This window comes from Neobacillus soli NBRC 102451, from assembly GCF_001591665.1.
Taxonomy (GTDB): domain Bacteria; phylum Bacillota; class Bacilli; order Bacillales; family Cytobacillaceae; genus Neobacillus; species Neobacillus soli.
Genome location: NZ_BCVI01000005.1, coordinates 65,587 through 82,116 on the forward strand (window position 1 = coordinate 65,587; position 16,530 = coordinate 82,116).

A 16,530-nucleotide genomic window follows, 5' to 3' on the forward strand; every position below is an offset into this window, starting at 1 on the left:
TTGGAAACAATCTTAGATAAAATCATTGACCATAAGAAAAAAGAGGTTTCCATGCTTCGTGAAGGGAAACAACCATTACTGGATGCGTTGCAACCGAGAAAGTCTTTTATTCAGAAGCTGCAAACAGCAAATGAAATATCCATTATATCTGAATTTAAGCGCGCATCACCTTCAAAAGGAATAATTAATAACAAGATAGAGCCGTCCTATCAAGCGGGTTTATATGAAGAATACGGGGCTTCTGCTATTTCAGTCCTGACTGATCAAACCTTTTTTAAAGGATCTTTCTTAGATTTACAAGCTGTTCGTCGCAAAGTGAACCTGCCTATTCTATGTAAAGACTTTATCATTGATCGGCTGCAAATTGATCTCGCCGCCTTAAATGGAGCTGATATCATTTTATTGATTGTGGCAGCATTAGACGAAAATAAACTAGTAGAACTTTTTCAGTATGCGAAGGGCTTAGGCTTGGAGGTATTGGTGGAGGTTCATAATCTGGAGGAGCTGGAAAAAGCGCTTAAGACAGGTGCCAAGCTTATTGGGGTGAATAATCGAGACTTAAAAACGTTTCATGTCTCGCTTGAAGTAACAGAGATATTAGCTTCTATCGTAAAAGGGACTGGTGCCTATCTCATCAGTGAAAGTGGAATTCAACATCAAGAGGATGTGGCGCGTGTTAGAAATGCAGGTGCTAATGGGATTTTAGTCGGAGAAGCTTTTATGAAAAGTGCCGATGTAAAACAATCCTTTTTAGACTTTCGTTTGCCGCTTGAGGAAGGTGTAAGAAGATGAAAGTGAAAATTTGTGGAATAACCGATGTGGAAACAGGGATTACGGCCTCCCGATATGGGGCAGATGCAATAGGGTTCGTATTTGCAGAAAGTAAGCGAAAAGTTTCTATTGAAAAGGCAACAGAAATTGCTGCACATTTGCCTAAGGAGGTATTTAAGGTTGGTGTATTTGTAAATGAAACGAAGGAGGAGATAGAAGAAATTGCTTCCTGTGTCGGTCTTACGCATATCCAATTACACGGGGACGAAACAGCATCGTTCAGTGAATCACTTTCCTTACCTGTCATAAAGGCATTAAGTTTTCAAGGAAATGAGAGTCTAGAAAGCTTAAAGGATTTTCCAAGTGACTTTATTTTACTCGACAGTCCAAAGGGAAAATACAGAGGAGGAAATGGTACTGTATTTAATTGGAGAGAGGTCAGCCCTCAATTAATTAGCAGCAAAAAAGTCATCCTTGCCGGCGGTTTGCATGTGGGCAATGTTGAAGATGCGATAAATATAATTCAACCGTATATGGTGGATGTAAGCTCTGGAGTAGAAACGAATGGGAAAAAAGATCTTGAAAAGATTAAGACATTTATTGAAAAGGTTAAAGGGAGCCTAATTGGAGGGATAACAAAATGAACACATATACATTACCAAATGAATTGGGCCATTTCGGCATATTTGGGGGAAGATTTGTACCAGAAACACTGATGAAAGCAGTAAATGAATTAAATGATGCTTATGAAGACGCAAAAATAGATGCAAACTTTCAATCTGAAATTAAAAGATTATTAAAAGACTATGTAGGTAGGGAGACTCCGTTATATTTTGCTGAGAATCTAACAAAATATGCTGGTGGAGCAAAGATTTATCTAAAAAGAGAAGATTTGAACCATACGGGTGCACATAAGATAAATAACGCTATCGGGCAGGCCTTGTTAGCTGTCAGAATGGGTAAGAAAAAAATTGTTGCGGAAACTGGAGCGGGTCAGCATGGTGTGGCAACAGCAACCGTTTGTGCACTTTTAAATCTGGATTGTATCGTTTTTATGGGCGAAGAAGATATCAAAAGACAGGCTTTAAATGTTTTTCGGATGGAACTACTTGGGGCAAAAGTTGTCAGTGTCACCTCCGGAAGTGCCACATTAAAAGATGCGGTTAACGAAGCATTAAGGTACTGGGTCGCAAATGTAGATGATACCCACTATTTATTAGGGTCTGTGATGGGACCGCATCCCTTCCCGCAGATGGTCAGAGACTTTCAAAGCGTTATTGGCAAGGAAACAAAAAAACAATTCCAATTAAGCCAAGGAAAACTTCCGGATGCGGTTATTGCCTGTATTGGCGGTGGAAGCAATGCGATGGGAATGTTCCATCCGTTTATTGAGGACGAAGAGGTAAGTCTATTTGGAATTGAAGCCGCTGGACGAGGTGTAGATACAGAATTTCATGCTGCTTCTTTAACAAAGGGGAAACCAGGTGTTTTACACGGCTCTTTAATGTATCTTTTGCAAGATCAGGATGGTCAAATTCAAGAAGCCCATTCCATTTCGGCCGGACTTGATTATCCTGGTGTAGGACCGGAACATAGCTATCTAAAGGACATTGGCAGGGCAAAATATCACTCCATTACAGATTTAGAGGCACTTGACGCTTTTCAGCTTTTATCCAAGGTTGAAGGAATCATCCCGGCACTTGAGAGTGCCCATGCCATTGCCTTCGCAGTAAAGCTTGCAGCTGAATTGAGTGCTGCTAAGAATTTAGTCGTTTGTCTATCTGGACGCGGGGATAAAGATGTAGATACCGTGAAAACCATTCTCGGAGGGAAGAAATAATATGAACCGTATTGAACAAACCTTTTCACTATTAAAAGAAAACAATAGAAAAGCCTTTGTCCCCTACATAATGGCCGGGGATGGCGGATTAGAGTGTTTGACTGAGCGATTGGAAATGCTGGAGCAATTTGGTGCAACCGCAATTGAAGTGGGAGTCCCTTTTTCTGACCCTGTAGCGGATGGACCAACCATCCAACAGGCAGGGATTAGAGCCCTTGAAAGAGGGACCACGTTAAGGGGAATCATTACAGAACTAGCAAAAGCCCGGGAGATAATATCTGTTCCGATTATCCTCATGACCTACTTAAATCCTATTTATTCTTACGGAATAGATGGATTTGTACGAGATATTCGAAATGCTGGTGTGGATGGATGCATTATTCCGGATCTCCCGATTGAGGAAGAAGAAATGATTACGGCACAGCTTGCTAATGTACAGATAGAATTAATTCGCCTCGTAACGCTTACCACTCCACTGGAGAGAATTAAAACTATTGCAAGCAAAGGAAATGGGTTTTTATACACTGTGACGGTGAAAGGGATTACAGGCGCAAGGAATGAATATGAGGGTGATTTAAACCGATTTTTAAAGGAGGTTAAGGAGGTAAGCCCGATTCCTGTACTGGCTGGCTTCGGAATTTCCAATCAAAAACAAATAACAGAATTATCAACCGCGTGTGACGGGGTGATAGTTGGTAGTAAAATTATCGATTTATTCAAGGCTAATAATCTGAGCGAAATGGCAGATTTAATGTCCGTTTTTAAAAAAGAATCAAAGATGGTCTAGTGAAGAAATCCTTGGAATGGGACCAACTATGGGACAAGCTTTACAGGGGAGTGGAACGACCTTCTTGATAGCGGCGGTTATCTCCTATATAATATAATTATACTGATAATGAAACATCGTATGAAACTTCCAGTTGTGGAAGTTTCGTTTGTTTTTTATAGATTTTTTAAGGAGCGTAGGTTATATGAAGGAAATCACTATTGAAGAACTTTTAACTATAAAGAAACCGATAATCATCGATATACGCTCACCAATTGAGTTTAAGGATGGTGCTATTCCAGGAGCAATCAATGTTCCGTTATTTTCGGATGATGAACGGCAGGTTATTGGAACCATTTACAAACATGAAGGGCCGGCAGTGGCTAAATGGAAGGCAATGGAAATCGTTTCTCCAAAAATTCCTGTTCTCCTTCAGACGATAAAAAAATACGTTTCTAAAGAGACGGAGCTTATCATCCATTGTTGGCGGGGCGGTATGCGGAGCAAGGCAGTCGTGACCTTTTTAGAATTTGCCGGGATTTACTCTTGGCGTTTACTTGGCGGCTACAAGGCATACCGTCATTATATTCTTGAGCAGTTACCAACAATGCTTCCTAACAAAGCGATTGTATTACATGGGTTAACCGGTGTGGGAAAAACTGAAGTGTTAAAGTATTTGAAAGTAAAGGGATATCCAATCTTAGACCTTGAAGAAATGGCAGGCCATCGCGGTTCGATTTTCGGAACGATTGGGCTTGGTGAAGGTCATAACCAAAAAACGTTTGACTCGCTTTTATTTAAAGGACTTGTAGAAATTAAAGGTGCAGAATATTTTCTTGTTGAGGCAGAAAGCAAGCGGATTGGAAAGGCGGTCCAATCGGAGGAATTAATGGCTAAAAGAATGCATGGGATTAATATAAATCTGCACACGCCCATTGAACAAAGGGTTAAACTTCTTGTTTCAGAGTATGTTTTGCCATATAAGGAAGAGCCTTGGTATTTTGAAAAAATTTCTGATGGGATTGAAAAGGTGTTAAGACGTGTAAAGGATATTGAAATCAAAAAAATGCTGGAGCAAACATTAGCGGATCGAAATTATCCAGATATGATTAGGATATTACTCGAACATTATTACGACCCACGCTACGACCATGCTAGACAGGAGTATGAAGGAGAATTTTTTGAAATATTTGCGGAAGATCCAGTGGATGCAGCTGAAAAAATTGCAGCTAAACTTGATGAGTTATTACTCCAGCCTAATAGTATATTAAATAATCAATTTTAATCAAAAATAATATCCCATACCTGAAGCGCACGTTTTTTTAATGTGTGCCTTTTTGTTTTTCTTTTTTTCTAAGGGAATTCTCATTTACTTTTCATCGTGTCTTCCTTTTAAGGGGGTAAAATGATGAAAAGGAGGAATGCAACATGTTATGGGCTCGATTTATTATTGTTGGTTTCTTTTCGTTAACTGCACTTTCTCTTATTTCCTACCAATCTATTGAAATATTTCATGCGGTAATTAATTTTATTCAAGATAAACATCAGTTAAAATAAATGTAAAACTAATGTGAGCGTGAAAAAATGCCAAAACTATTAATTATAGAAGATGAGAAAAATTTAGCTAGGTTTATTGAACTTGAAATGAATTATGAGGGTTATGATACAACAGTTGCTTCCGACGGGCGAACTGGATTACAATTAGCATTTTCTGAAAAATGGGATGCGATTTTACTTGATTTAATGCTGCCCGAATTGAATGGAATGGAAGTATGTCGAAGAATAAGGCAAACAAATAAGACCATCCCAATTATGATGATTACAGCGCGTGATAGTGTACTAGACCGGGTATCTGGGCTTGATAGCGGGGCCGATGACTACATTGTTAAGCCCTTCGCAATTGAAGAATTATTGGCTAGACTAAGGTCGTTACTTAGAAGAGTGGAGGCTTTAGCCACAACAGAACTGACAATCATCACCTTTAAAGATCTCGTTGTTGAGCTTGAATCCTGTGTGGTGAAAAAGGGTGATAAAGTGATTGGTCTTACTAAACGAGAGTATGACCTGTTAGTTATTTTTATGAGCAATATTAATATCGTATTAACAAGAGAAGTGTTATTAAATAAGGTGTGGGGATACAGCACTGGCGTTGAAACAAATGTTGTTGATGTATATGTCCGCTACTTAAGAAATAAAATTGACGTGCAAAATGAAGCAAGCTATATTCAAACTGTACGTGGTACGGGATATGTAATGAGATGATTAAAAGAATAAATATTTATATTAATAGACTTTCATGGCAGACTAAATTGGTAATGAGCGGTTCATCTGCTATTTTTTTAACCTTTTTTTTATTTAGCTTTTTAGAATATCATACCGTTTCAAAATGGATGATGAATCGGGAAGAAATTGCGTTAAACAGAACCATAGCGGATATTTCCACCTTTTATAAGGAAAAGGCGGATCTGTTAACACGAAGGGATTTTGAAAATAGCGGAGGTTTTCTCCGGAAAATGAATGATAAAGACCAGCTTATACGGGTGTATGATCAAACCGGAGAAATCCTAGTTTCTGATAAAAATGGAGAATTCTCAGTATTAGAACCAACTCCTGTAAAAATACAAATGAATGAAAAAGTCTCAATTGAAGGTAATGAAGCACTTATTGCAAGATACCCAATAAAAGCTAATAACTTTACCGCAACGATTGAGATTGTCCGACAATTGTTTAATTATAATAAAATGATGGGCCACCTCTTTTGGGTAATGACCATTTTTGGCATAATAGCTATCCTTTTTAGTGCAATTAGCGGCTTTTTTCTTGCCAGACAGCTGTTAAAACCAGTAAGAGAATTAACGCGGGCAATGAAAAGGATTAAAGAAAATGGTTTTCAGGGAAGAATGGCAGTCTATAAACAAAAGGATGAATTCACAGATCTCACCAATGTTTTTAATGAAATGATGGATGAAATTGAAAAGTCTTTTTTGCAGCAAAAACAGTTTGTTGAAGATGCTTCCCATGAATTAAGGACACCAGTGTCCATTCTTGAAGGACATCTCTCACTTTTGAATCGTTGGGGCAAAAAGGATCCTGCCATTTTAGAAGAATCATTAGGTGCTTCCCTCCAAGAAATTACAAGGTTAAAAAAACTAATTATCACCTTGCTCGACTTAACAAGAGCTGAGAATCCAAGGATGATAAACATGGAAAAAGCAGATATCCATGCCATATTACTGCCACTTTTAAAAAATTTAGAAGTTGTTCATCCCGAATTCCATTTTAAAATGGAATTAGCACCGCAATTGCCAATGATAGCAATATCGGACCAACATTTAGAACAAGTTTTGATCATCCTGATAGACAATTCGATAAAATATGCCAGTGAAAATAAAACAATCTTGATTTCTGCCCAACAAATCGAAAACGGGATGATGATATCGGTAAAGGACAGTGGCATTGGTATAGGTGCTGAACATATAAAAAAGGTGTTTAATCGTTTTTACCGAATTGATAAAGCGAGAAGTCGTGACAGCGGCGGGACAGGTTTGGGGCTATCGATTGCCAAGCAGTTAATAAGAAAGCATAATGGAACCATTTCCATTGAAAGTAATAAAGGTGTTGGAACAATGGTTAAAGTTGTTCTGCCAATCGTATTTACAAAGGATAACGGCTAATTTTTTTATTACCACCCATTTAAGTACTAAAAAGGGTTTCTCAAAAGTTATTTTGGGAAATCCTTTTTTATTTTCACACGAAAAGGGTATACATTAATAAGAATATATTGATTTATGTTAATTTCAGGTTCATTTTATTATGAAATGATAATAGTAATAAAGATTGGTTTTAAGAAACGTATGGTTTAAGGGGGTTCAATGGATGAAAAGTCCAGAAACAGAAAAAAAAGCTTTCCTAGATAAATTTATTGGTCCCAATCTTGGCTATTTGATTGACCAATTTGAAAGGTATAAGGAGGACCCTTCAGCCGTAGATCAGGAGCTGAGGGTGCAATTTGAACAAATGGAAGAGTCGGACTTTTCCATTTATTCAAATACGGTTCCAACGGCCTCGGAACCTCAAGATAATCATCAAGAAAAAATATTAGCAGCAGTAAAACTTGCCGATAATATTCGAACCTACGGGCACTTGGCAGCAAACATTTATCCTTTAGGAAATCACGTACCAGATCGGTCACATCTTGAACTCGGGGAGTATGGACTTACAGAGGAGGATTTAAAAAGAATACCTGCTGAAATTCTTTATAGAAATAGTCCCATATCAAGGGGGACGGCTTTGGAAGCATTTCAGCATTTGAAGGAAGTTTACACTAAATCAATCGCGTATGAGTTTAATCATGTAAACAAGGTCGAGGAAAAGAATTGGTTAATTGAAAGAATCGAAGCAAGCAGTTTCCAAACCCCTATATCAAGGGATAAGAGGTTAAGTACCTTAAAACGGCTGTATGAAGTAGAAGAATTCGAACGGTTTCTGCATAAAACATTTGTTGGTCAAAAACGTTTTTCCATTGAAGGACTAGATGTCATGGTCCCAATTATTGATGAAATTATTTCTAAAGCTGTTCATGATGGTGCTCAATATCTAAACATCGGGATGGCCCACCGGGGTAGATTAAATGTCCTTGCCCATGTACTTGGAAAACCCTATGAAATGATTTTTGCCGAGTTTCAGCATGCACCGAACAAAGAACTTGTTCCCTCAGAGGGTTCGATTGGCATTAATTTTGGCTGGACAGGCGATGTTAAATACCATCTTGGCTTAAACAGACAAATCACGGCAGAAAATACTGTGAAGGCCAAAGTATCGCTTGCTAATAATCCTAGTCATCTAGAATATGTGGGTGCCGTGGTTGAAGGCTTCACAAGGGCTGCACAAGACGAAAAAGAAAAACAAGGATTTCCTGTTGAGAAGCAAAATTCTGCACTTGCGATATTGATCCATGGAGATGCAGCATTTCCTGGTGAAGGGATTGTTGCCGAAACATTAAATTTAAGCCGGCTAAAGGGATATCGAACAGGAGGTACTATTCATATTATTTCCAATAATACAATAGGGTTTACCACAGAATCTGAAGATTCCCGGTCGACACGTTATGCAAGTGATCTTGCAAAAGGCTTTGAAATTCCCATCATCCATGTAAATGCAGATGACCCGGATGCCTGTCTTTCTGCTGCCTATTTAGCGGCAGAATACCGTGCCGTTTTTCACAAGGATTTTCTTATTGACTTAGTGGGCTATCGAAGATTTGGCCATAATGAAATGGATGAGCCAATGACAACAAGTCCGCAAATGTATACCATTATTCATAAACACTCAACCGTTAAAGAAATTTATGCAGAAAGACTGAAGAACGAAGGAGTCGTCAATGAAAGTGAATTAATCGGTATCGAAAAGAATATCCATGATAAACTTGAAACCTCTTTTCGAAAAGCTTCAATGCTGCCAAAGGATTCGGAAATAAAGGTTCCTGAACCTCCTGTTTTTAACAAGGGAGAGGAATCAATTATCACAAATGTTCCTTTAGAAACCTTGCAAAAGATAAACAAAGAATTATTAAATTGGCCAAAAGATTTTAAGGTATTTACTAAACTGGAGAAAATTTTAAAGAGGCGATCTGAGGCATTAACTAAGATGGGAAAAGTTGATTGGGCTTTAGCTGAAACACTTGCATTTGCAACAATTTTAACTGATGGGACGCCGATTCGGTTATCAGGACAAGATTCAGAGCGGGGGACCTTTGCCCAACGTAATTTAGTGCTTCATGATAGCCAAACCGGAAAAACATTCACACCGCTTCATCTTGTTTCTGATGCAAAAGCATCATTTGCCGTGTACAATAGCCCGTTAACAGAAGCGGCGGTGCTTGGTTTTGAATATGGATATACGGTCTTTTCCCCAGAAACCTTGGTTATTTGGGAGGCGCAGTATGGTGATTTTGCAAATGCGGCACAAGTCATATTCGATCAGTTTATCGCAGCGGGCAGGGCGAAATGGGGACAAAAATCGGGCCTTGTCTTATTACTCCCACATGGTTATGAGGGACAGGGACCAGAGCACTCAAGTGGAAGACTGGAACGGTTCTTACAATCAGCTGCTGAGAAAAACTGGACGATAGTAAACCTCTCAAGTGCAGCACAATATTTTCATGTTTTAAGGCGTCAGGCCGCCATGCTTTCGAAGGAGGAAGTACGACCGCTTGTGATTATGTCACCTAAAAGTCTTTTAAGGAATCCAGATGTGTCTTCTGCAGGGACTGAATTGAGTGAAGGTGAATTTAGACCTGTTATGGAACAATTTCCATTAACAAGAGACAACGATAGGGTGGAGCGAATTGTCATTTGTTCAGGTAAAATAGCGATTGACATTGCGGATCAATTAAAAGAAGCGGATAGCTATGAATGGCTTCAAGTGTTAAGACTAGAAGAAATTTACCCCTTTCCAACGAATATCCTAAAGGGAATCTTTACAAGATATAAAAATGTGAAAAAGATTATCTGGGTTCAGGAAGAACCAAAAAATATGGGTGCGTGGAATTTTGTTGAACCGCGAATTAATGGTATCGCTCCTAATGGGATAAAAGTGGATTATGCGGGACGCCGCCGCCGTTCCAGTCCTGCTGAAGGTGAACCAAATGTTCATAAACTTGGACAATCAAAAATTCTAAGCAGCGCACTAACACGGGATGAAAATGGAGGTTCGAAAAATGGCTGACATAAAGGTACCAGAACTAGCTGAATCAATTTCTGAAGGTACGATTGCCAATTGGCTAAAGAATATCGGGGATTATGTTAATCAGGGAGATTATCTAGTCGAATTAGAAACCGATAAAGTGAATATTGAAATTATTTCAGACTTTTCTGGTAAAATCACAGAACAAAAATTTGCTGAGGGAGATACAGTACGGGTTGGCGAGACAATTGCCGTAGTGGATGAAAGTGAAGAAAATAAACCAGCAACGGTAAATGAACCGCAGGAAAAAGTTATATCCCAGAAACCAGTAGATGATGTTGGAAAATTAAATCCAGTAACTGAAAAATTAGAAAAACAGGAAGATGGCAATCAGAGACCAATCGCATCTCCTGCCGCCCGTAAGCTTGCTCGAGAAAAGGGTTTTAATCTTAATGATGTTCCGACGAATGACCCACTTGGTAGAATTCGCAAGCAGGATGTTTCTTCTTTTCAACCTGAAAGTATGAATAGTAATTCCATCTCAAAAGTCGAAAAAAGCAGTGAAAAGGTAAATAGCACTGAAGCTTCAAAGCCAATCATCTATGAGCGGATGTCAAGACGCCGGCAAACGATTGCCAAACGACTTGTCGAAGTTCAGCAAACGGCCGCCATGCTAACAACATTTAATGAAATTGATATGACCGCTGTCATGGATCTTCGAAAACGAAGGAAGGATAAGTTCTTTGATGAAAACGAGGTTCGTCTTGGATTTATGTCCTTTTTTACAAAAGCCGTCGTTGCAGCACTTAAGAAATTTCCGCATATAAATGCGGAAATTCAGGGTGATGAGCTGTTGATCAAAAAGTTTTATGATATTGGTATTGCCGTTGCAGCAGCAGAAGGACTTGTTGTTCCCGTGGTGAGAGATGCAGACCGCAAATCCTTTGCGGAAATCGAAATGGATATCATGGAGCTGGCTGAAAAAGCTAGAACTAACAAATTAGCCTTAAATGATCTACAGGGAGGCACGTTTACGATTACAAATGGGGGAGTGTTTGGATCGTTACTTTCCACACCGATTCTAAATGGCCCTCAAGTTGGTATCCTTGGAATGCATAAAATTCAGCTCAGACCGGTGGCGATTGATAAGGAAAGAATGGAAAACCGGCCAATGATGTATGTAGCTCTCTCTTATGATCACCGAATTGTCGATGGAAAGGGAGCCGTTAGCTTTCTTAGTAAAATAAAAGAATTACTTGAAGACCCGGAAAACCTGCTTCTTGAAGGTTAAATAAATATAATACAAAATAAAAAACCGCTGAGTCCCTTTTCAGCGGTTTTTACTTGGTTTCTTAGTGATATTAACGGTTTTTAAAAGGCCTTAAACCCCTTCGCTGAATTTCATCTTTTAAAATTTTTATCCATTCTTTTTCCTTTTCCTTACCAGACTTTAATGCATCCCGATACGAAACAACCAACTGCTCGTTACTCATAATTTTCAAATTGCGAATGCCTCCTTGGAAAATGGATTGAATATTCAGTTTCAATTATTGTAATGCTTTTTAACCGTTTTGTGAACCCTTATTCAAGAAATTGTTGAAAAGGTTCACAAACTTTTGATTGATTAGTGAAGGCTGTAAAACATTGAATATTCCAAAAAATATGATAACATATTTTTGAAGGCGTTTTTATTATATTTGTTTTGTTTACTTGTACTTAAGGGGGATGGAAAATGTCGGCTATTTTAAATGTAACGATTGGTAAGCTGCTTGAAGATAAAGCTAAATTGCACCCAGAGCATGAAGCTGTTGTTTATTCTGATCGGAAGTTAAGGTGGAGTTATCGTGAATTCGATGATATTTGCCGGAATGCTGCAAAGGGTTTTATGAAGCTTGGGATTGACAAAGGAGAGCAACTTGCTGCTTGGTCAACTAACACCCCCGAATGGCTGGTAACTCAATTCGCAACAGGCAAAATGGGAGCTGTTCTGGTTACGGTAAACACCAATTATCGAACAACTGAACTGGAGTATTTATTGAAACAATCTGATGCAACCACCATTCTTTTAATGGATGCTTGGAAGGACACTTCCTATATCGATATGATTTATGAAATTGCACCAGAATTAAAAGATTCTGAGCCAGGCAAGCTGATATGCAGCCAGCTGCCTTTTTTAAAAAATGTCATTGTCTTAGGGGATAAAAAATATCCGGGAACCTACTCATGGAATGACATAGTTAAGCTTGGTGAAACGGTCTCTGATGAGGAATTAAATAAAAGGATGGAGTCTTTAGAGCCGGATGATGTTATCAATATGCAATATACTTCAGGAACAACGGGGTTCCCAAAAGGGGTTATGCTTACCCATAACAATATCGTTAATAACGGCTTTAATATTGCCAACTGTATGAAGCTCGCAGTCCCCGATAAGCTATGTATTCCTGTGCCTTTTTTTCATTGCTTTGGCTGTGTACTGGGGACAATGGCTTGTGTTTCTGTAGGTGCAACAATGGTTCCCGTCCAGGAATTCAACCCGAAAAGAGTGCTTCAAACCGTCCAAGATGAAAAGTGTACAGGGCTTCATGGTGTTCCTACGATGTTTATAGCTGAATTAAATGATCCTGATTTTGAAAAGTATGATCTTTCATCGTTGCGAACCGGGATTATGGCCGGGTCTAACTGCCCGATTGAGGTAATGAAGGCGGTCATTGAAAAAATGGGAGCTGATGAAATAACGATTGCCTACGGTCAGACGGAATCTTCACCAGTAATCACGCAAACAAGAACCGATGACCCAATTGAATTACGTGTTGAGACAGTTGGTAAAGCACTGCCAAATGTAGAGGTGAAAATTGTTGAACCAGGAACTTTAAGAGAAGTTCCACACGGTGTCCAGGGAGAGCTCTGTACAAAAGGCTACCATGTGATGAAGGGATATTATAAAAACAGCGCAGCAACAAGTGAAGCCATTGATATGGAAGGATGGCTGCATACTGGTGATTTAGCGGTTATGGATGAAAACGGTTATTGTAAAATTACTGGACGCTTAAAAGATATGATTATCCGAGGCGGAGAAAATATTTATCCTCGCGAGATCGAAGAATTTTTATACTCTAATCCGAAGGTTCTTGATATCCAGGTGATTGGAATCCCTGATGAGGTCTATGGGGAAGAAATAATGGCTTGGATTATTTTAAAAGAAGGAGAAACGGCTGAAGCCAATGAGATGAAAGAATTTTGCAAAGGGAAGATTTCCAAACATAAAATTCCACGCTACATTGAGTTCACTGATGCGTACCCAATGACTGCTTCAGGAAAGATTCAAAAATTTCTTCTCAGAGAAAAAGCATTGGAATCGGTAAGAAGATAACATTTGATTCATACGAAGAAGATAACAGTTATTGTTGCACATCACTGGCCGAAATGATTATACTAGAAATTGGACAATGAACGAAAGGAACGGTGGCAGCAATGATTCATTTAACATGGCGTAACCATGATACACTCAAAAAAGTAAAATGTGTTCATACGGACGCAAAAAAATTTCTTGTTAATAATGCCTTAACGACAGGGAAAGTCTATGATGTAAAAAATGAAACCGAAGAATTTTATTACATTATTGACAATACCGGAAAAGTAGGCGGTTTTTATAAGGAATATTTCCAAAATGCATAAGTGAAAACTGCAGATATGATGAAAATGCCTGGCTTAACGCCAGGCATTTTACTTTTGAATGAATTTAACTATTATCTTGCATCTGGAAACACTCTGCGGATGGTATCGGTAAACTGATTAAAAAATCCAGAAATCGGTCTACCGTTGCGAATATCTCCTGAATAGGTATTCATTCGGTCATAAAAATCTGGGTTAACGGATACATATACATGGTCGATATCGGAGTCGACTGATTTCACTGCTCGTGAAATTTTATTCTCGATATCTGTTGTTAGTTCGTTTCGAGATGAACGATCCAACTTAGCTGCTACATAAGCATTATTATCGGTTACGATAACATTCGCATGGTCGACTTCAGATAATTTGGCGACTTTATCTGCGGCTTTGTCAGCCACTCTCATTTTTGACTGGTTGTTTCCCACATTATTCCGATTATCATTACCAACATTTGTAAGGTCGGTACGATTTCCATTTCGATCAATATTTAAATCGCTATTGTTAGTACCTGTGATTGCAGGACCGCCATTATTTGGGGTATTATAATTTACCCTAGTTGGTTCTGTTGCATTTCGGTTGCGGGTTGCGACATTATCATTTACGTTATTCCGTGCGCAGCCAGTTAAATAAAGACTAAATATCAGGGTTGCAATGACAAATAAACTTTTTTTCATGATGTTAGAACACTCCTTTGTCTATGTTGTACAAGAGTAGTATTCCTTTTTAAACAAAACCTATTCTAGACTTTGGATTTTATCCAACAGAACAAAAGAAGCATCCCTGGGATGCTTCTTACTATCAACTCTTATTTTTGGTTTAGAGGGACTCCAGTTGTTTTTTTACTTTTATATAGGCTGTGGCTAATCATTGTTTGGATGATTAAGAACAATCCGCCCACGACCCAATAAAGGGGCAGTGCAGCTGGTGATTTAAAAGAAAACATCACAATCATAAGTGGGGACATCAAGCCCATGAATTTCATTTGTTGCTGCTGGGCAGTGGGCATATTAGTTTGTGAAACCTTAAATTGGAAATAGTAAATAACTCCAGCAAGTGCCGTTATAACATAATCAGGGTGGCCGAGGCTAAACCATAAGAATTTATGGTGGGCAATCTCTTGTGACCCGCGAATAGCATAATAAAAGGCAGTAAGAATAGGCATTTGAATCAGCAGTGGTAAACAGCCCATATTTAATGGGTTGACACCATGCTTTTTATATAGACCCATCATTTCTGCTTGAAGCTCTTGTTTCTTTTTTGGATCCTTTTCGGTTTTCATTTTCTTCTGAATAACATCCATTTCAGGCTTTAATACATCCATCTTTTCCTTCATAACCATTTGGTTTTTATATTGTTTAAGCATCAATGGCATTAAGGCAAGTCTGATAATTAATGTAACAAGGATAATAGCCAGCCCATAGCTGCCATTAAATAATTCAGCAACAGCTTGAATAAATATCCATAAAGGATGAACAAGATAATGCTGAAAAAAGTTTCCGTTTGTGCTGCTTGGATCCTGTGCGGAACATGCAGACAGCAATAAGGTTGTTAATGCTAAAAGGGTGATTAGTGTAATTGAAGAACGTTTAGTTTTCATATTTCCTCCTAAAATGTGTTAATAAATATTAGGCAAAACGGAAGGAAACAGGTTCTTCTGGATCATCCTGAGAACATTCTTTTCTACGAATATATTTAACAATTCTTTTCAGAATAAAGCTCACGATTAATAAACTTTTTTTTCTGTAAAAAAGCAATGGGTGAATAATTTTTGTGTCGGCAGGATTGGCTAATGAACCCAAAAATGAGTATTCAACACTCCATGCCCATAAAAACTTTAATGTAATTCCTAAGTAAATACTGATGTAAAGGGCAGTTAATGCATTTATATCCGAATTATCTACGAGTAGTTGAAACAAAAATTATCACCTCACTTAAATACCAATGATATGAGTATATAGGAGATATAGTAAAGAATCAATTTAATCGATGGTAATATACCAGAATATGAAGACTTTGCTAAAAATAAAAAAGCGGTTAATCCGCTTTTTTGGATAAGTCTGTTTTCCAGTGGGCTGTCAGCATTTTATGGGCGAATTCCACGTTTTCTTCAGTGGGCGAATCAACATGGTTTAACTGGTATTCATGTCCAAGTGCTACCCACTTATAGACACCGAGTTTATGATAGGGGAGGATTTCAATTTTTTGGACATTTTCAAGTGTTCCAATAAACTCTCCAAGATTTTGAAGATCTTCCGTCTCGTCTGTAACTGTAGGGACAAGAACATGGCGTACCCAAACAGGAATTTCATGGTCTGATAAAAATTTGGCAAACTCAAGAATATGATCATTCGCCATTCCTGTCAGCTGAATGTGCTTTTTCCGATTGATATGTTTTAAATCAAGTAAAATAAGGTCAGTATACTTCAAAAGCTCTTCAAGCTGCTCTATAAAATGTTTTGCATGAGAGAAACACCCACCCGAAGAATCAATTGCTGTATGAATGCCTTTCTTTTTACATTCCTTGAATAATGCTGTTAGGAATGGAATTTGCAGCAGGGGTTCACCGCCACTAACTGTAATACCCCCGCCTGAAGATTGAAGGAATGGAAGGTAGGACATTAGATCATCCATGATTTCGGAAACGGTCATTTCTTTCCCGCTGCCGATTTCCCAAGTATCAGCATTATGGCAAAACTGACAGCGCAGCAAACACCCTTGCGTAAAAATGACATAACGTATTCCAGGTCCGTCGACAGTTCCTAATGTTTCAATGGAATGAATATTTCCGTTCATGGTA

The 16,530-nt window shown here is 38.5% G+C and carries 17 protein-coding genes; 12 read left to right on the forward strand and 5 right to left on the reverse strand.

Going from position 1 to position 16,530, the window contains the following annotated elements; all coding sequences use genetic code 11:
* From trpC to odhB, 10 genes are all read left to right on the forward strand, one after another.
* On the forward strand, nt 1-792 hold the full coding sequence (gene trpC, locus BSO02S_RS01845) for an indole-3-glycerol phosphate synthase TrpC (protein WP_066061533.1): 792 nt from the start codon (nt 1-3) through the stop codon (nt 790-792).
* Nucleotides 789-1,415 (forward strand): phosphoribosylanthranilate isomerase, encoded by a 627-nt coding sequence (locus tag BSO02S_RS01850; protein ID WP_066061536.1) that lies wholly within the window; start codon nt 789-791, stop codon nt 1,413-1,415. The genes trpC and BSO02S_RS01850 overlap by 4 nt, the downstream gene beginning before the upstream one ends.
* Entirely contained in the window at nt 1,412-2,611 is a 1,200-nt protein-coding gene (gene trpB, locus BSO02S_RS01855) for a tryptophan synthase subunit beta (protein ID WP_066061538.1), read from the forward strand. Before BSO02S_RS01850 ends, trpB begins: the two co-directional genes overlap by 4 nt.
* A 1-nt stretch (nt 2,612) precedes the next feature.
* Nucleotides 2,613-3,398 (forward strand): tryptophan synthase subunit alpha, encoded by a 786-nt coding sequence (gene trpA, locus BSO02S_RS01860; RefSeq protein ID WP_066061541.1) that lies wholly within the window; start codon nt 2,613-2,615, stop codon nt 3,396-3,398.
* A gap of 184 nt (nt 3,399-3,582) precedes the next feature.
* A complete protein-coding gene (gene mnmH, locus BSO02S_RS01865) occupies nt 3,583-4,662 on the forward strand; it encodes a tRNA 2-selenouridine(34) synthase MnmH (protein ID WP_066061544.1) in 1,080 nt (359 codons plus the stop codon).
* Between the two features lie 143 nt (nt 4,663-4,805).
* On the forward strand, nt 4,806-4,934 hold the full coding sequence (locus tag BSO02S_RS28185; protein WP_268875969.1) for a hypothetical protein: 129 nt from the start codon (nt 4,806-4,808) through the stop codon (nt 4,932-4,934).
* 27 nt (nt 4,935-4,961) lie between these two features.
* The gene (locus BSO02S_RS01870; RefSeq protein ID WP_066061546.1) at nt 4,962-5,639 is read left to right on the forward strand and encodes a response regulator transcription factor; all 678 of its coding nucleotides are present in this window, start codon (nt 4,962-4,964) and stop codon (nt 5,637-5,639) included.
* Complete coding sequence (locus BSO02S_RS01875) at nt 5,636-7,051, forward strand: HAMP domain-containing sensor histidine kinase (RefSeq protein WP_066061549.1); 1,416 nt, start codon at nt 5,636-5,638, stop codon at nt 7,049-7,051. Before BSO02S_RS01870 ends, BSO02S_RS01875 begins: the two co-directional genes overlap by 4 nt.
* 202 nt (nt 7,052-7,253) lie before the next feature.
* Nucleotides 7,254-10,103 (forward strand): 2-oxoglutarate dehydrogenase E1 component, encoded by a 2,850-nt coding sequence (locus tag BSO02S_RS01880; protein WP_066061552.1) that lies wholly within the window; start codon nt 7,254-7,256, stop codon nt 10,101-10,103.
* Nucleotides 10,096-11,352 carry a 2-oxoglutarate dehydrogenase complex dihydrolipoyllysine-residue succinyltransferase gene (gene odhB, locus BSO02S_RS01885; RefSeq protein WP_066061555.1) on the forward strand — a complete coding sequence of 419 codons (1,257 nt, stop codon included), beginning with the start codon at nt 10,096-10,098 and terminating at the stop codon, nt 11,350-11,352. Before BSO02S_RS01880 ends, odhB begins: the two co-directional genes overlap by 8 nt.
* 70 nt (nt 11,353-11,422) lie before the next feature.
* Here the strand turns inward: odhB and BSO02S_RS01890 are convergent, their stop codons facing one another.
* Nucleotides 11,423-11,554: a sporulation histidine kinase inhibitor Sda gene (locus BSO02S_RS01890; protein WP_425320399.1), complete on the reverse strand. Its 132-nt coding sequence runs from the start codon at nt 11,552-11,554 to the stop codon at nt 11,423-11,425.
* Nucleotides 11,555-11,802: 248 nt separating this feature from the next.
* Between BSO02S_RS01890 and BSO02S_RS01895 the strand changes: the two genes are divergently transcribed.
* Together BSO02S_RS01895 and BSO02S_RS01900 are read left to right on the forward strand one after the other, a co-directional pair.
* Complete coding sequence (locus BSO02S_RS01895) at nt 11,803-13,431, forward strand: AMP-binding protein (RefSeq protein WP_066061953.1); 1,629 nt, start codon at nt 11,803-11,805, stop codon at nt 13,429-13,431.
* 101 nt (nt 13,432-13,532) lie between these two features.
* Entirely contained in the window at nt 13,533-13,736 is a 204-nt protein-coding gene (locus BSO02S_RS01900) for a DUF6501 family protein (RefSeq protein ID WP_066061563.1), read from the forward strand.
* A gap of 71 nt (nt 13,737-13,807) precedes the next feature.
* Here the strand turns inward: BSO02S_RS01900 and BSO02S_RS01905 are convergent, their stop codons facing one another.
* From BSO02S_RS01905 to pflA, 4 genes are all read right to left on the reverse strand, one after another.
* The gene (locus BSO02S_RS01905; protein ID WP_096190860.1) at nt 13,808-14,407 is read right to left on the reverse strand and encodes a YhcN/YlaJ family sporulation lipoprotein; all 600 of its coding nucleotides are present in this window, start codon (nt 14,405-14,407) and stop codon (nt 13,808-13,810) included.
* Nucleotides 14,408-14,538: 131 nt separating this feature from the next.
* Nucleotides 14,539-15,330, reverse strand: a complete 792-nt coding sequence (gene yidC, locus BSO02S_RS01910; RefSeq protein ID WP_066061569.1) for a membrane protein insertase YidC — start codon at nt 15,328-15,330, stop codon at nt 14,539-14,541.
* A gap of 28 nt (nt 15,331-15,358) precedes the next feature.
* A complete protein-coding gene (locus tag BSO02S_RS01915; RefSeq protein WP_066061573.1) occupies nt 15,359-15,649 on the reverse strand; it encodes a hypothetical protein in 291 nt (96 codons plus the stop codon).
* Nucleotides 15,650-15,767: 118 nt separating this feature from the next.
* Nucleotides 15,768-16,526 (reverse strand): pyruvate formate-lyase-activating protein, encoded by a 759-nt coding sequence (pflA, locus tag BSO02S_RS01920; protein WP_066061576.1) that lies wholly within the window; start codon nt 16,524-16,526, stop codon nt 15,768-15,770.
* Nucleotides 16,527-16,530: the final 4 nt, after the last annotated feature.

What these genes read in the sequence shown, in the direction of transcription:
- BSO02S_RS01850 (WP_066061536.1), top strand. Translation starts at nt 789, where the DNA reads ATGAAAGTGAAAATTTGTGGAATAACCGATGTGGAAACAGGGATTACG.
- trpB (WP_066061538.1), top strand. Translation starts at nt 1,412, where the DNA reads ATGAACACATATACATTACCAAATGAATTGGGCCATTTCGGCATATTT.
- trpA (WP_066061541.1), top strand. Translation starts at nt 2,613, where the DNA reads ATGAACCGTATTGAACAAACCTTTTCACTATTAAAAGAAAACAATAGA.
- mnmH (WP_066061544.1), top strand. Translation starts at nt 3,583, where the DNA reads ATGAAGGAAATCACTATTGAAGAACTTTTAACTATAAAGAAACCGATA.
- BSO02S_RS28185 (WP_268875969.1), top strand. Translation starts at nt 4,806, where the DNA reads ATGTTATGGGCTCGATTTATTATTGTTGGTTTCTTTTCGTTAACTGCA.
- BSO02S_RS01870 (WP_066061546.1), top strand. Translation starts at nt 4,962, where the DNA reads ATGCCAAAACTATTAATTATAGAAGATGAGAAAAATTTAGCTAGGTTT.
- BSO02S_RS01875 (WP_066061549.1), top strand. Translation starts at nt 5,636, where the DNA reads ATGATTAAAAGAATAAATATTTATATTAATAGACTTTCATGGCAGACT.
- BSO02S_RS01880 (WP_066061552.1), top strand. Translation starts at nt 7,254, where the DNA reads ATGAAAAGTCCAGAAACAGAAAAAAAAGCTTTCCTAGATAAATTTATT.
- odhB (WP_066061555.1), top strand. Translation starts at nt 10,096, where the DNA reads ATGGCTGACATAAAGGTACCAGAACTAGCTGAATCAATTTCTGAAGGT.
- BSO02S_RS01890 (WP_425320399.1), bottom strand. Translation starts at nt 11,554, where the DNA reads ATGAGTAACGAGCAGTTGGTTGTTTCGTATCGGGATGCATTAAAGTCT.
- BSO02S_RS01900 (WP_066061563.1), top strand. Translation starts at nt 13,533, where the DNA reads ATGATTCATTTAACATGGCGTAACCATGATACACTCAAAAAAGTAAAA.
- BSO02S_RS01905 (WP_096190860.1), bottom strand. Translation starts at nt 14,407, where the DNA reads ATGAAAAAAAGTTTATTTGTCATTGCAACCCTGATATTTAGTCTTTAT.
- yidC (WP_066061569.1), bottom strand. Translation starts at nt 15,330, where the DNA reads ATGAAAACTAAACGTTCTTCAATTACACTAATCACCCTTTTAGCATTA.
- pflA (WP_066061576.1), bottom strand. Translation starts at nt 16,526, where the DNA reads ATGAACGGAAATATTCATTCCATTGAAACATTAGGAACTGTCGACGGA.